Raw genomic sequence first — 15,155 nt, 5'->3', positions numbered from 1 at the left:
AACTGGCACTTATCGCAGTATGTAACAAACTAATTAAACAAGCTTTTGCTATTGCAAAATCAGGCTTGCCATATGATTATAATTATGTAATAAAATAATCTAATAAAACATTTGGATTTTAGCTTAGTTCATTGTTGGCGATAGTTTTTAATATTCAGTAATTTTATCAACTTCAAGTTTTCTCATGGCTTCTCCTTCTACTAGTCTATAAGAAACTTGTCTTATTCCTCCAGTTGGTTCAGCATTTGTATCCCCTTCTTTATAGATTGGAAAGCGTTGACCTAAAATATTTTCAACGAGCGAAAATTCATCGTGTCCCATATATCCTTTATTTATCTCGCTGTTTTCTGCTGTAGGTTGAAAATACACCTCACTCATTGATTTCTTACTGTTAACGGAAAATGCGTACACATTTCCGTAACTTCCACTTCCAACTGACCGAGTAAAAACAAAAAGTTCAGGTGAGCCGTCAGAATTAAGGTCTTCAACTTCTGCGTTGATTACTTCTTCACCGTCAATGTTGAATGTCTCTTGGTATTCACGTTCATTTAATCCAAAGGTGAAAATTGTTAGGGTGTTTTTGCCATCTTTTTCTATTGAAGAGACATTAAATCCAACGTCTTGTAAGTTTAGTACTCTATTGAATTTTGTTTTGTCAATTTGATTTTGATCAATAGGTTCATTTATTTTCTGGTATGTTCCGGCAATACTTGCACCGCCAGAGCAATAAAAATACAGTAAGCCTTCATCATCCTTCTTTTCTGTAGTTATACTGATTTGCACGTTGGTAAATTCAAACAAAATGGACTTCCCATCAATTTGGGTTTGGTAAACTTTGTCATCTACTTTGTTAGCAACTGCATCAAATGTACAAGTAGGTTTTTTCTTGTCTGCTCGTGAGCGGACTGAAATATTCAATTGATTACCTTCTGCTTCCGTAACCGATATGGCTATCCAATCATAGCCTTCACTTCTCTTCGAATAATTGTCAGAAACGTAGCTGCCTAATATGTTTAACTCTTCAGTAAATTCTGTTTTTGAAACTTCTTCAATCTTTTTTGTTTCGTTTTTACATCCGATAGTCAAAAAAAGAACCATCACGATTGCAGAACAATTATTATTCATATTTTCTGGTATTAGTTATTATGTTAATTATCGCCAACGTTTCGGCTATGAGTAGTTGCGTGGTTTAGCAATTAACTTTGTAAGTACGCACCAAGCTGAAAATCCGCAAGGATTTTCCGATGTAGGCGAGTAGAAGCAATTACTTATAGCCATAGTTATATGCTCTTTTTATTTTTCATTTTTATATACAACGCCATCCTTCATAACAAACTTTACGCTTTCTAAAGTTTTAATGTCATTAATAGGGTTAGAATTAACAGCAATAATATCAGCAAGTAAGCCCACTTTTAATTCCCCTCTATCAGAAAGTCCTAGCATATTTGCAGCATTTATAGTGGCTGTTTTTATGGCTTCTATCGAACTCATTCCGCAGGCTATCAAAGCTGAAAATTCAATTGCATTTTGGCCATGTGGAATAATCGGTGTATCTGTACCAAATGCTATTTTTACATCTGATTTTATGGCTTTTCTTAGGTTATCTTTGGCGAGTGGTAAAACGTATTTTGCTTTGCCAGCCATAACAGGATGCATTTTATCAACCATTTCATTTACTACATTCGAAAGTCCAGTCGTAGGAACTAAATACACTCCTTTTTCTTTCATTAAGCGAATGCCTTCATCATCTAATAAGGAACCATGCTCGATAGAATAAACACCTGCTTTAAGTGCTGCAATAATACCTTCGGTACCATGGGCGTGAGCAGCAACTTTAATATGATGTCTCGAAGCTTCTTCAACTATAGTTTTCATTTCGTCATTACTTAATTGTTGTGCTCCAACTGCTTCTTCCATGGAAAGCACACCAGCCGTAGCATGTATCTTTATAAATTTTGCACCATGCTTAATCTGATATCGAACTGCTTCAATGGCATCATATTTACCATTAACAATTCCATCCTTGGGTCCTAATTCAATTAGCCCTTCGGATAAGCCTAAAGAAATATCTCCATGTCCACCATTTATAGAGATCATATGCCCTGATGGGATTACTCTTGGTGCAATGATTAAGCCTTTATCGGATGCTTCTGCAATTGCCACATCAATAAGCTCTGGCGTAATATGCAACTGTCCAATATTTCTAACCGTTGTAAACCCTGCTAATAATGTTTTTTCCGCATTAACAATTGCCCTTATCGTGCCTTGGCTTGAACTTTCTTTATAGATATAATCCCAGTTTCCTTCAAAGTCAATATCCAAATGAACATGCATATCCATAAGCCCAGGTAAAAGCACTTTGCCCTTCAATTCTATTATTTCTGTGTCTTCAGGGATCACCTTTGGATTAATGGATTTTATCAATCCATCTTCGATGAGCAGATCTGCTGGAGTGATTAGTTTTCCAGTTCTAACATCTAGGTATGAATCTGCTTTTAGTAATTTGGATTGTGCTTGAACCGAAAAAGCAGTTGTTAAAAGTAGTATTAACAATAAGAAATGTTTCATGTAAAATATTTTAAATCGTGTAGTCATTATTCATTATGGCTCATAATATCACACAACGTTTGGTGTATGGTTAGTTGCGTGTGCCGCAACTAATTTAGTAAACATTCACGAACCAGAGAAAATTCCGGAGGAATTTTCCAAGTAGGCAATTGCCAAAGTAATTAATTATACACTTTGTTGTGTACAGTTTTAATTATTTATGACTTCTCTTTGTAATTAATTTATATAGGATTTATTGAATGGCAAGCCCAGCAAAAATAAATATTAAAAACCTAGAATTATGATAAGAGATAAACTCAACTAGTTGTTATTTATTCTTTTAATAATTTGAGGCTACCTATTCCTGAACTAGTTGAGATTTTCGCAATGTAAATACCTTTAGCGAAATGTGATATATCAATAATTGTACTAAGACTGTTTGGTTGAAGTTTTATAATCTCCTTTCCAAGAAGATTATAAAGTGTGATATTTTTGATAATCTTGTTTTTAGAGCTTATCGTTACCACATCTTTAGTTGGGTTTGGAAAAGCATTCACGTGAACTATGTTTAAAGATTGGTCAATGCCATTACTTAGTACATTAGATTTTATTTCAATATCATCAAATAAGAAAGTCGCATTAGCCGATGCATCATTTGATCCATTATAGCCTAGCATCAAAGTTAATACATCGTATATCGGGCTATCTGCGTTTGAAAGATCCCAAGTATAAGTTGCCCATTCGCCAGATACCGTTGTTAAGGCGTCTTGTTCTTTTCCGAATTGATTAGGCGGGCTACTTTCTAATTTAAACTTCAGTATGGTACCTATTGGTGCATCGGTATATACTTTCATTGATATTGTTCCAATAGTTGACATATTCTCAATATAGTCCGTTAATGCTAGTTTACTTCTCATATATCCTGCACCACCACTTCTTAGAAATTGCCCTACGGTTGCACTAGGATTGTTTGTGTCTATTTGCGGATTCGGTATGACAGTTGTTACTGCACCGAAAAAATTGATAAAATCTGTAGTCACAACACTGTTTTCAAAATCTATTGGAAGCGTTGTTGGTAAAGGGTCTGGTATAGCAGGACCTGAGATTTGTTGTACATCGTCAAATAGAAAAGTAGACGTACTTGTACCATCTCCAATATTACCAAAATCAAACATCATCTGTATTCTATCGTAATCATTGGCTTGTCCATCAAAATTCCAGCTTATGGTTTCCCATGCACCAGAGACTGTTGTTAATTTGTCTAAATTGGTTCTACCACCTGAATTTTCAAGTTCTAATTTAATTCTCGTGCCAATTGGTGCTGTGGTATAAACTTTCATGGATATATGCCACATCGTAGATAAATCAATAGAATTATTTAAAAATATTTTACTTCCTGCCCAATAATTGCCTCCATCTCTCACAATTTGACAAACTGTAGCACTAGGATTATCAACATCAATATGAGGGTTTGAAATAATACTAGCTGTCGCTCCACTATAATTAAGAAAATCAGTGCTTATAACACCTGATTCAAAATCAATGGGTAAAGAAGTTGGTACTGGAGCTGTTGGTCCTGAAACCTGCTCAACATCATCGAAATAAAAGGTAGAATTAACTGAACCGTCTCCAACATTTCCATAATCAAACATGAATATAACCTCGTTAAGATTATTCTCTGTGCCTACGAAAACCCATTCTAGAGTTTCCCAAGCGCCAGAAACCGTAGTTACTGCATCAACATCTACTGCTGGTCCAGAGCCTTCTAATTTAAATTTCACGATAGTTCCTATCGGTGCATTAGTATAGACTTTCATTGTTATTTTTGTTAAAACTGAAAAGTCTAAATTGTCTGTTAATAGAATTTTACTACCTGCCCAAATAGCACCACCATCTCTAATAATGCGACCAACTGAAGTGCTCATGTTTATACCTGATGGATCTGGGTTTGTTGTTACTATTGCAGTGCCACCATTAAAATCAAAGAAGTCTGAAGTGGAAATATCTCCTTCAAAATTGATTGGTAAACTTTGGGAAAATCCAGAATAAAATGAGATTAGTATTATTAGAGAATAAATATGCTTCATAACGAGTTGTCTATATAATTTGCGTCAAAAATATATTAAGACAAGCTCCTAACAAAGAAATTAACCAATACAAAAACTATACAAAGACTATGATGTATTATTTTTTGGGAATAATTTTGAATTCTTCGAAATGTTAAAACAGTTTGGTTTCTTGAAATTGTACACAACGGTCTCGGCTATGAGTAGTTGCGTGGTTAAGCACGAAATTTAGCAAATAAATCACAGATATAATATTCCGAAGGAATGTTCGTAAGTCGGCAGTGACTGAGCAATTAATTATACACATTGTTGTGCTTCGTTATTTATTTTTTAGTTCTTTATTTATAATATTAAAAGTTTGACTTATTTGTTCTTTTCAAGTTAATATAAAGGAGACATCAATGAATCTATTAATGACTGTTCAATTCATCATTAATTTCTTTTATCAGTAAACTAGCTTTAATTTTTAATTCGTCAAACATTTCAATCGCATCAGATTGCTTACCATGATATTGTGTAACCATGTTCTCAAATTGTTGAAATTTGGTTGAAGAATAGTCATTTAAAAACTTCCAATCGTTGTCGTGAAACATGTACTCTTCATCAAATAGATTTTCTCTGTTTCCCGATAGGAATTTCCATATGTTAAATTTTAACCCTTCCATAAGCGATACTGTATATTCGTTGTAATCTCGATTGCTTAATCTAGCTATTTCATAATCTCTATATAATGCGACGATACTACTTTTTAATTCTTCGTTGGCCAAATCATTCAATTTACCAGCATTCACCATTTCTGAAAACGTCGATTTTTGTACTTGCAAATAATTGGTGAGAGGATAAGCAAGGTCAATAAGTTCTGTTACTTCTTCAATATTATTTTGCGTTTCATAGCTTTTCTTAAAAAAGATTCGATAATTATCTACTTGTTTTTGGGATTCCCTCTTTTGCTGATTAAAATATATAGTATCCACCTCGAGGTCATATTTTAGGCTTTTTAAGTGTTTAATAGACTCATTAAATTTTATTCTATTCTGATTCCAATTATTAACCTGTAATGCCAACAAAATACCAATCATTACCAATACTATTTCGCCAATCGCATATCTCAAATACTTTATTGGTTTATTGTCATCAGCCATTTTTTTTCGAATTTTTCTGAAGAATGGAATCATAAGTTTATTGATCAGTTATAATGAAGCACAACGCACAGATATGGCACGTGCCTCTGGGCTTTCAAATATAGGTAATGTTTCTTTGTTGCGTTTCACTGTCAGATAACTCAGGTGAGGCACTTGGTATATCGTTTGTTATGCGGCGTTCCTCAACGCCTTGCAACAAGACACCAGCAAACATCTACTCAGGCGGTACGGCTAGGTGTCGGTCAAAGTATTCGATTATCTTGCCAAACAGGTAGCGATTGTAATTCCGCTCACGGCTCCATCCATGCGTCGCACCCGGTGCAAACGCAAAGTCGAAGTCCTTGCCCTGTTTAATCAGTTCTTCAGCTAACACGGCCGTCGTCTTGAATGGTACTACATGGTCCTGGATGCCATGGATGAACAGGAGTTTATCCTCCAGATTCGCTGCATAGTTGAGCGCTTTTCTTTCGAAGATCTCCGGGTGTGTCTGTGGGCGACGAACAATCGCAACGTCGTCCGTGCCAAAGAACATCGGGTCAACAGCCGCCGCTGCAGCAACACCCACCTGGAATAAGCCCGGCTTCATCAAAAGCGAATAAACGGAGAGTGTGCCACCGTAACTGCTGCCCCAGATGCCGATGCGATCGGGATCGACATAAACCAGTGACTCCATGTAAGCAACGGCACTGGAATAATCCTCAATGTCCTGGTCGGCAAAGCCCAGCAGGAACTCTTCACGGAATGCCCGGCCATAACCGTTGCTACCACGTGAATCCACCTGTACGATAATATATCCCTTCTTGGCCAATAGATGCTGTACGAGGCTGTAGTTACCGGCCCAGCGGTTCCTCGCTGTATTCGAATACACGGGCCCAAACAGCACTGGATACTTCGTGCCGGGCTGCATGTTGGTAGGTTTCAGAATCCGGGCATGCAGCGTGTAGTCATCTACAAGACTGGGGAAACTAACGTATTCCGCAGCCGCCCAGGTTCGCTCCGTGAAGGCGGGCAACGGCGAGTGGGTTACTCGTGTCGCGTCACCACCCTCGCTGCTTACCACATAAAGCTCGGGCGGTGATGTGTCGTTGCTGTGCATGAACACCAAGTGTCGGCCATCCGGTGAGGGGTAGCCATCGTTCCGGCCCGAAAGACGCGTCACCTGCTCGGGGTCGCCACCGGACATATTCAGGCGATATACGTGTTGTTCGTACGGATTGACGCCGTTGCCTGCATAAAACAGTGCATCACCAGCAATACTTGGGGCGGACAGTACATCGTAGGACGGATCTGTCAGGAGCTGCGGACGATCCCTAGACGGTGAGGCATCGATCGTGTAAAGGCCGTAGCGATCACCCATATCGCTTAAGAAAACGACCTTCTTTCCATCCGGATGCCAGGTAGATCCAAACGATGTGTACATGCGGCTCTCTCGAACACCTCGCCAAATCTCGCGCAGTTGGCTTTCTCCGGGTGCAACGACGAACAACTTACGTTCAACCGCCGTGTCGGATGCGATATCAACTAGCAGAGCACCGCCCGGTGACCAGTTGAAGTCGATGACCTGGTTGGCGTGCGGATCTGGCAAATCGAGGTACATAATGTTACCGCTCTCTACATCGAGCAGGCCAACCCTGCGAATCTCGTTTGGATCGCCCGGGTAACTTCGGCGTACCTCGTTGGGATTGGTTTCGGCAGCGAGGTAATCCGGGAACGGCACCTTTCTCATCTCGCGTCGGTCAACGGCGTGAAACGCGATTGTCTTGCCATCCGGGGACCACTTGTACGTTGGCCCACTCCAGATGCCTGGACCGATTTCACGTTCCGGTCGGCTGTAGCGCCCCTTCTGTAAGCTTGAGAGACTGGCGATGCCGATCTCAGTGAGCTGGCGATTCTGTTTGGAAGGGAAGTCAGCAAGCCACAGGTCACCGTTCCTTATATACGCCGCTTGGTTACCGCTTGGCGATATCGACAGGTTACCTGCACCTGCCTCGACGGGCATAAACTGGAGGTCGTCTCCTTGGCTCAGCGATGTCTGCCATAGGTTGTTACCTCGCAGGCTGACGATTGTGTTCGCGTCGGTCCAGGCAATATCGCGCACTGACGCGGATGCCGTATTGGAACTGAGGCGCACTTCCTTCCCATCGCTTGTGGATACCCAGAGGCCAAGCCCAGGATCTCCTGGTTCACTCCAGGAAAAGGCGAAGTGCTCGCTGTTCGGTGCCCACGCAGGCCGGGACGGGGTTGTTCCCGTCAGTTTTGGCGTTGCGAACAGGTCATCAAGAGTGAGCTCACCTTCCTGTGCTGTGACTGTTGCGGGCATCGCCATCAGTAAGCCCGTCACTACCCATGTTTTCCAAAAAGAGATCTGTTGCATGTGTTTTCTTTAGTAACTGTTTAGTAAAATAATCTTATACTGATCAAATAGCGCTCTCGCCATTGGAGAGTGCGCTTTATGAAGGTCTTCCAAGTCGGATTTTTTTGGTTTTCTCGTCACCTCTTCCCTGGCGTATAACGTTCATGTATATGGAAAGTTACATGTTTGTGTGCGAGGATTTTCCGAAGGAAAATCAGAAGCTAGCAAACGAGCAACTAACAATGGTTTAACTAAAACTAGCAATTTTTTATATACTGCTTAAGTTTGTCTTTTGTTATTTATTTTCATTAAATTCTTGTTCAATTTGGTATAATAAAACTTTTGATTTACTTTTTAATTCTTGAAATAGATTAATAAATTCTTTATGTTTAGAAATGTATACCAAAATAACATCTTCTAAACTTTGAAATTGAGAACTAGATGGATTGTTGAGAAATTGGAAGTCTTCCACTCGAAACATTTTATCATTAACAATTTTTACCATCTCTTGTGGATTTCTTGAATGTTTTATAGTTCCAGGATAAGTGCTAACATAATAACCCATAAGCTCTCTAGAATATTCATTCGCTTCTTTAATAGAGTTTTCTTTTGAATCTATTAATCGATAAAAATCAACTACTGCTACTTTTAAAGTTGGATTAGAAATAATATTGAGTTTTCCAGAACTAACGAGTTCGCTATAAGTATTGTCTTGAATAGTGAGATATTCAGAATCCCATAATGGTAGATTCATCAACTCTCTACCTTCATCAATAGATTTTTGTTCGTCATAGAGTTTTTTGAGAAAGGTATAATTCCTATCTATCAATAAATTAGCTCTGTCAATGTTATTATTATAATAAAGAGTATCTTTTTCTAAATCTGTTTTCAATCTTTTTAAATAGAGTGTTTCTTCTTTTTTCAGTTTGTTAGATTCATTCCAATTATTGATTTGAAGCGCAATTAAAATTCCAATAACAACAAGTACAATTTCACCAATGGCATATTTAAGGTATTTTCCTGTTTTGTTTTCTATAATTAGGTTTTGACGGATGTTGCGAAAGAGTTTAATCATCTATTTCTTTTTGTCAATTCATTATTAATCATTAATAGTACATCTTCAGTTTCTTTTTTGGTTTCCTTTTTTATCTTTGTAGAACTCTTTCTCATAACTCCCCTAAAAGTCCACATGTTTAAAAACTCCTGGTCATTAAGCCATGCATTATAGTCCGTAGGGATATAAACGTCATGGTCATAATCAAATCTAAAATACTTCTGAACCAATGGAGTCACTACTGCAGGCCATAATTGGTCTTCAATCCTTTTAGTTTCCTGCATCAAAGTTGGATACACAACTTCATAGAGGTTTGTTAATTTCTTTCTTAATGAATCGTTCTTGATTTCCAGTCCTGAGGATTTCAAGGTTTCAAATGCAAAAGATGTTATCACCACATCAGGCGCAATTTCGCCTTCAGAAAAATAACGAGGTAATGAGTCATTATAGTCTCTTTTGTTGTCCATATGATCAGTAATATAGTCAATACACCAAGCTCCTCGAATTTGCTTTTTAATATCCGATTCCAGATTTATAATGTTGGTTTCCAGATTCGATTTTATTTCTAAAAGCATTTTAGTTTCCTTTAAATGTTCTTTTTGTTGCTCATTCCAATTATTGATTTGCAAGGCAATAAGAATCCCAATCACCACAAGCACAATCTCACCAATAGCATATCTAAAATATTTTATTGGCTTGTTATCATCTGCTAGTGTTTTACGGATTCTTCTAAAGAATGGTATCATAAGGTTGGTTGGTTAACTTCAACAAGTTATAAATATACTAATTCCTTGATTTCTCAATCATATCCATTAATATTTCTTTTGGTGAAGTGGTTTTATAAAGGTCTTTCTTTTTTCATTTAAACTTGTTTTAGTAATTACTGTTAAATCTTTCCAGCATACATATCAAGACTATGCCCATATTTAAAACTTCTTACCTCGGTTGCGGGGTTATGTTCATTATCATAGACAACCTCAACAAAGAATTTATCAATCGCATAACAGTTATTGATTGATAATTATCATTGAAAACAAGTAAAATTACTCCTAGGTTTAAATAATATTTTAATTCTAATTTATTTATTATTATGTCAACAATAAGAACATATATTGAACATTTAGTTTTGATATTTATAACATTAATCCTTCTCCAAAGTTGTGTAGTCTATCAGAAAAATTCAGTTTCATTAGAGGCAGCAGTATTGCAAGAATTAAAGTCAAAAGTTGAAATGAAAACGAAGGAAACCTACAAATTTCAACGTATTGTATTTGAAGACGACCATTTTTATGGCATTCAGGATATAAAAGGAGAAAAAATAAAAAGACCTTTACAAGCAAATGACCTCAATAAAATACGTCTGCAAGATAAAAGTAAATCAACCATTGCAACTGTTGCAACTATTTTGGGGTCATTAACAGTGGTTATTTTGGTGTGGTATTTCATAGATACAGGAGGAGGAAATTGGTTGGATTTATCCGAATAATAATTTAAAATTTTGAAAATAAGACTTAAAATATTATTCATTTTTTTACAGCTAATTTTTGTTGTTAATCATTCTTATTCTCAATTGCCTTCGTATGGTGATTTAGGGTTTTTGAATACCTATAAAGAAAAAAAATTTTATTGGGGAATTTCCTTCGATACCTTTGGCAAGACAAAATCCATAGACCAAACAAAATATAAGTTAAGTTTTAAATCGGGGAAATTACAAAAAGGAAGAAGGATTGGTGATTTTGATAATGATTCTAATTTCTATATAAAATATGATGAACTGGGAAGGGTGATAGAAACAATAGATTACCCTAAATATTCAAATCACAGGAGCTATACTTATAATTATGATGAATTTGACAACCTTATTGAAGTAAAGGGCTATAATCCTAATGGAGATTGTGTGAGAGTAGAAAAGTACACTTACGATGAGCTTAACAAGTTAATTCAAGAAGAATTTTTTGAAGCAAATACTTATAAAAAGTACACTCACTGTTACAATGAAAATGACAATAATGTTGAAACTTTTTATACTGAATTACATGGTTATTCATTAATACAATTTTTAGCAGATGTTTTCTTGCTTGAAGAGTCCAGCAGAGAGGAAGCTGTTTATTTGAAATCCATTAAGTCTTATAATGAAAATGGGAGTTTAGTTATAGAAATAACTCATAAAAGCAATATTAATGAAATTAATGGAAATGTTATTGAAACATACACTTGTGATTATGACAATAATGGAAAGCTATTAAAAGAATTAAAAAAAACGGACATAATAGGTGAAGCAAAATCGACTATCGAATTAAACCATTATTATAATGAGATAGGCCTTAAAACTGGAACAAAATTGATATATGATTTTGGTGGATTGAAATGGTATATAAATACAAGGATTATTAGGGATATAAATGGTGCAATTATAGAAATAATTGAAAGCCAGAACAATTCTCTCAATAAAAATATTATAAAATATAGTGAAAAATTCGAATATGATAATTATAACAATATTTCAAAAATTTACTTTTTTAAAAATGGCAAGCCCAAATTTTTAATTGAGAGAAAAATAGAATATTACTAATTCCCTGATTTTTCAATCATATCCATTAATATTTCTTTTGGTGAAGTGGTTTTATAAAGGTCTTTAATATTCTAAACTATTTTTAATCCTTTTTCTCTTGTATTTGCTTTAGCTCTTGATAATAGTTTTTCAACACAAAAAACGCCAGTTTTTTGTTGCCCTCATTGTCTATTAATCCTTTGCGGTTCCAACCCTCCTGAAAATCAGGATTGTTTCGCCTTGGTGACCTAAAATCTGCCAATATCCATGGTGAAAGACCTGCAAAATTATCAGGAAATCTATTCTTAAACATGTTAATCTGTTCTTTGTAATACCATTCCTGATATTCCTCGCTAAAACGCATTTCTTTTACATCATGAAAGCCTCCTTTAGCCCCAGCTCCTGTTTCACTTATAAAAAAGGGTTTTTTGTATTTGGTTTCCCATTTGGCTGTTCTACACGCATCTGGTAAGCCAGTATACCACCCTAAATATTCGTTTAAAGAAACAATATCTGTGAATTCTCCTAGGGGGTCATCCACATTATTCACCCCTGCGCTATAACCAACCTCTAATGCTGCCGAAACCAAACGTGATGGATCCAATTTTTTAGCGTCTTTTACCAAGGTACTCATAAATTCAGTTCTAGTCTCACTCACAGGAGTTTCATTGCCAACTGACCAGATGATTACAGAAGCTCGGTTTCTGTCTCTGCTGATCATTTCTTTTAACTGCGTTTGGGCTTTTTCTAGCACTTCCTTGCTTCCAAAATTAATGGTCCAGTAAACAGGGATTTCTGTCCATAACAAAACTCCCAATGAATCAGCCACTCGCGGCATATACTCGTTATGAGGATAATGTGCTAGCCGTACCATATTTGCGTTTAAATCTTGAGCCCATTTAAAAAGCTGCTTCGCATCCTTTTTACTATGGGCCCTGCGAACATCTTGAGGTATTTCTTCATGTAAACTGATTCCTCTTAAAAATATTTGCTTGCCATTAAGCATTATTTTTTCACCATCAACTTCAATTTTTCTAAATCCAATTTTATCTTTAAGAGTATGGTTACCAATAGTTAAGTTTACATCATAAAGTTTTGGATCATGAGTAGACCATAAGTTCAGTTTTTTTACTTCAAAAGCTAAATTGAGGGAATCCCCTGAAACCAGAAATTCTTTCTCAAGTTTCAATTCGGGTATCTTTAAAGTTACTGCAGCATCCTTAACAGTTTCATTAAATTTTAACCATCCCTTTATCTGATAACGTTTCTTCTTCTGCCCACTGACTATATCCTGATTTTCATCTAGTTGTAAATGATATTGTTGTATAAATTGTTTGGGAGTCACTATAAGCTTTACATCGCGTGTTATACCGCCATAATTCCACCAATCCGTATTTAGTGTAGGTATTTCTTCAGAATGTCTTTTATTGTCTACCCTAACTACTAAATAATTAGCGGTATCTTTTAGTATTTCAGTTGGAATTTTAAAATTGAATGGGGTAAATCCTCCTTTATGCATTCCAATTTTTTTTCCGTTTAAATATACATGGGCTTCATAATTAACCGCCCCAAAATATAGATATAACTCTTCATTTGGTTCCATTTCCGGCATGTCAAAATCACGTTGATACCAAACGGAACCTTCATAATAGGCAAAAATCCGGTCTTGAGAGTTCCAGTCCCCGGGGACATTAATTTGGTTAGGCTCTTTATAATCGTGCTCGGTCCATTCAGTTTTACTTTCTAATTTTGGTTCGTTCCAATAGGCTCCTTTATCGTCTTCATTTCGTTCCTTAAATCTATAATTATAGAATCCTGTGTCATATGGGTCAATAATATAGTACCATGTTCCATTCAAGGAGATTGTTTCCCTTCCTTGAGTATTTGTTATAAGATCGTTCTGAGCTTGAGCGAAGAATAGACAATTAATAGTTAATAAAAGAAATACATTTAATTTTTTCATTGTTTATTTTTTAATTCATTTTTTTATGTTGCTTTCACGAATTCAATATATAAAACCCGATCAGAAGGATAAATAACCCTCAAAATGTTTTAAACTTTTTAAGTCTATCTTTTTTCATCTCTGACAAACTTCTTAACACAAAAGCTAGCTAGTTCAAAATTATAATTATACCCTTTTCTTAATGGTGAAATATTTATTAAATAGATAATTTATATACATATTCGGTGTTTTGAAAACTAAAGGTTTTTTGTCTTGTGTAAGCTTCCCATTACCTTAATCTTATTGAAAAACGAAAAACAAATGTGTTTCGCTTATTCATTGAACCTAGAAATTATAATCTTCATCATTAATCCCATTCTCAAAAACTACAGTATTCTTTCATTAAACATAACATTCTCTTTTATTAGAATATCAATAGGTAAATAGATTTTATCTTTAGGTAATTTATCTTTGAGTAAATAATCTTTCATCAAAAGAATAGACTCGTAACCTTGATCAAAAGGTTTTTGAGAAATTAAAAATGAAACATCTCCATTTTTTAAGCATTCAATATTTTGAGGTGTATTATCAAAACCAATCAATTTTAGTTGTTTTATGTGTAGATCAGATAAGCATGAAACGATATGGGATATCCTACTGGAGGGAATAAAAAGGCCTTTAATTTCAGAATGTTTATCCAGGAAATTGTTTATTTTTTTACGAGTACTCTCAATATCGCTAAAGTTAGCAATGTTTAATAATAAAATTTCAACTTCAATTTTATGGGTTTTAAAATAGTTTTTAAAGCCTTCAATTCTCTTGGAGATCGCATTGTTATCACCGACTTGATGTTTTGATTGTAAAATTAAAAAAGAAGCTTCTTCAGGTACAGACAAATGCATCAGTTTGCCTGAAATAAATCCTGCCATGTAAGAATTCTGTCCAATAAAAATGCTATTTTCAAATTCTTCAAAATCAATATTTAAAAAAAAATATTTAATCTGTAATTTTTTTAATTGGTTCACGATTTTTGAAGTTTCCTTTAAAAACATGGGTACAAATATTACAGCAGATGGATTTCCTTTTAATAGCAAATCGAAGCTTTTTTTGTATGATTGCGGACTGTATTGTTCATATTTAAAAATAGCAACCTCAACCCCTAAACTTTTTATGTCATCAATAGCCTTTAAAATACCTAAATTGGGTAATTCCCAAAAGATATCACTTTCGCTAAATTCGGGAATTAAAACAGCAATTTTATATTTCTTTTGCCTAGCCAAGGCACTTGCAACAGGATTTAAAGTAAAATTTCTTTTTTTGAGAATTTCTTTAATTTTTATCTCAGTTTTCTTAGATACGCCACCTCTGTTATGAATTACTCTATCTATAGTTCCTTCTGATACATTGGCTTCTCTAGCGATATCTTTTATTCTTGTCATTTGTGATTTTTAAAGTATTTAAATCAATCTATTTTCACAAAAATACTTATTCTTCTAAGAA

The 15,155-nt window shown here is 35.4% G+C and carries 11 protein-coding genes; 2 read left to right on the top strand and 9 right to left on the bottom strand.

Annotated features, from left to right (window positions below; translation table 11 throughout):
* Window positions 1-147: 147 nt before the first annotated feature.
* The 7 genes from V8G56_RS13420 to V8G56_RS13390 all read right to left on the bottom strand — a co-directional run bounded on the left by V8G56_RS13420 (window position 148) and on the right by V8G56_RS13390 (window position 9,908).
* Entirely contained in the window at window positions 148-1,125 is a 978-nt protein-coding gene (locus V8G56_RS13420) for a PliI family lysozyme inhibitor of I-type lysozyme (RefSeq protein ID WP_395438967.1), read from the bottom strand.
* A gap of 168 nt (window positions 1,126-1,293) precedes the next feature.
* A complete protein-coding gene (locus tag V8G56_RS13415; protein WP_395438966.1) occupies window positions 1,294-2,568 on the bottom strand; it encodes a metal-dependent hydrolase family protein in 1,275 nt (424 codons plus the stop codon).
* A gap of 311 nt (window positions 2,569-2,879) precedes the next feature.
* Window positions 2,880-4,634 (bottom strand): T9SS type A sorting domain-containing protein, encoded by a 1,755-nt coding sequence (locus tag V8G56_RS13410; RefSeq protein ID WP_395438965.1) that lies wholly within the window; start codon window positions 4,632-4,634, stop codon window positions 2,880-2,882.
* A gap of 389 nt (window positions 4,635-5,023) precedes the next feature.
* Window positions 5,024-5,788, bottom strand: coding sequence for a DUF6090 family protein (locus V8G56_RS13405; protein ID WP_395438964.1), 765 nt, complete (start codon window positions 5,786-5,788; stop codon window positions 5,024-5,026).
* Between the two features lie 181 nt (window positions 5,789-5,969).
* On the bottom strand, window positions 5,970-8,129 hold the full coding sequence (locus tag V8G56_RS13400; RefSeq protein WP_395438963.1) for a S9 family peptidase: 2,160 nt from the start codon (window positions 8,127-8,129) through the stop codon (window positions 5,970-5,972).
* A gap of 274 nt (window positions 8,130-8,403) precedes the next feature.
* Window positions 8,404-9,183, bottom strand: coding sequence for a DUF6090 family protein (locus V8G56_RS13395; RefSeq protein ID WP_395438962.1), 780 nt, complete (start codon window positions 9,181-9,183; stop codon window positions 8,404-8,406).
* Window positions 9,180-9,908: a DUF6090 family protein gene (locus V8G56_RS13390; protein WP_395438961.1), complete on the bottom strand. Its 729-nt coding sequence runs from the start codon at window positions 9,906-9,908 to the stop codon at window positions 9,180-9,182. Before V8G56_RS13390 ends, V8G56_RS13395 begins: the two co-directional genes overlap by 4 nt.
* A gap of 344 nt (window positions 9,909-10,252) precedes the next feature.
* Here V8G56_RS13390 and V8G56_RS13385 point away from each other — a divergent pair, with 344 nt between their 5' ends.
* Window positions 10,253-10,648: a hypothetical protein gene (locus V8G56_RS13385; RefSeq protein WP_395438960.1), complete on the top strand. Its 396-nt coding sequence runs from the start codon at window positions 10,253-10,255 to the stop codon at window positions 10,646-10,648.
* Between the two features lie 111 nt (window positions 10,649-10,759).
* Window positions 10,760-11,734, top strand: a complete 975-nt coding sequence (locus V8G56_RS13380; protein ID WP_395438959.1) for a hypothetical protein — start codon at window positions 10,760-10,762, stop codon at window positions 11,732-11,734.
* Window positions 11,735-11,816: 82 nt separating this feature from the next.
* Here the strand turns inward: V8G56_RS13380 and V8G56_RS13375 are convergent, their stop codons facing one another.
* Together V8G56_RS13375 and V8G56_RS13370 are read right to left on the bottom strand one after the other, a co-directional pair.
* Window positions 11,817-13,676, bottom strand: coding sequence for a glycoside hydrolase family 2 protein (locus V8G56_RS13375; protein ID WP_395438958.1), 1,860 nt, complete (start codon window positions 13,674-13,676; stop codon window positions 11,817-11,819).
* 365 nt (window positions 13,677-14,041) lie between these two features.
* A complete protein-coding gene (locus tag V8G56_RS13370; RefSeq protein WP_395438957.1) occupies window positions 14,042-15,094 on the bottom strand; it encodes a substrate-binding domain-containing protein in 1,053 nt (350 codons plus the stop codon).
* Between the last annotated feature and the right edge of the window lie 61 nt (window positions 15,095-15,155).

This window comes from Gaetbulibacter aquiaggeris, from assembly GCF_044003965.1.
Taxonomy (GTDB): domain Bacteria; phylum Bacteroidota; class Bacteroidia; order Flavobacteriales; family Flavobacteriaceae; genus Yeosuana; species Yeosuana aquiaggeris.
The sequence above is the reverse complement of the archived record's forward strand: the minus strand, read 5'-3'. Positions and strand labels throughout refer to the sequence as shown.

What these genes read in the sequence shown, in the direction of transcription:
- V8G56_RS13385 (WP_395438960.1), top strand. Translation starts at nt 10,253, where the DNA reads ATGTCAACAATAAGAACATATATTGAACATTTAGTTTTGATATTTATA.
- V8G56_RS13405 (WP_395438964.1), bottom strand. Translation starts at nt 5,788, where the DNA reads ATGATTCCATTCTTCAGAAAAATTCGAAAAAAAATGGCTGATGACAAT.
- V8G56_RS13400 (WP_395438963.1), bottom strand. Translation starts at nt 8,129, where the DNA reads ATGCAACAGATCTCTTTTTGGAAAACATGGGTAGTGACGGGCTTACTG.
- V8G56_RS13410 (WP_395438965.1), bottom strand. Translation starts at nt 4,634, where the DNA reads ATGAAGCATATTTATTCTCTAATAATACTAATCTCATTTTATTCTGGA.
- V8G56_RS13375 (WP_395438958.1), bottom strand. Translation starts at nt 13,676, where the DNA reads ATGAAAAAATTAAATGTATTTCTTTTATTAACTATTAATTGTCTATTC.
- V8G56_RS13420 (WP_395438967.1), bottom strand. Translation starts at nt 1,125, where the DNA reads ATGAATAATAATTGTTCTGCAATCGTGATGGTTCTTTTTTTGACTATC.
- V8G56_RS13415 (WP_395438966.1), bottom strand. Translation starts at nt 2,568, where the DNA reads ATGAAACATTTCTTATTGTTAATACTACTTTTAACAACTGCTTTTTCG.
- V8G56_RS13390 (WP_395438961.1), bottom strand. Translation starts at nt 9,908, where the DNA reads ATGATACCATTCTTTAGAAGAATCCGTAAAACACTAGCAGATGATAAC.
- V8G56_RS13395 (WP_395438962.1), bottom strand. Translation starts at nt 9,183, where the DNA reads ATGATTAAACTCTTTCGCAACATCCGTCAAAACCTAATTATAGAAAAC.
- V8G56_RS13370 (WP_395438957.1), bottom strand. Translation starts at nt 15,094, where the DNA reads ATGACAAGAATAAAAGATATCGCTAGAGAAGCCAATGTATCAGAAGGA.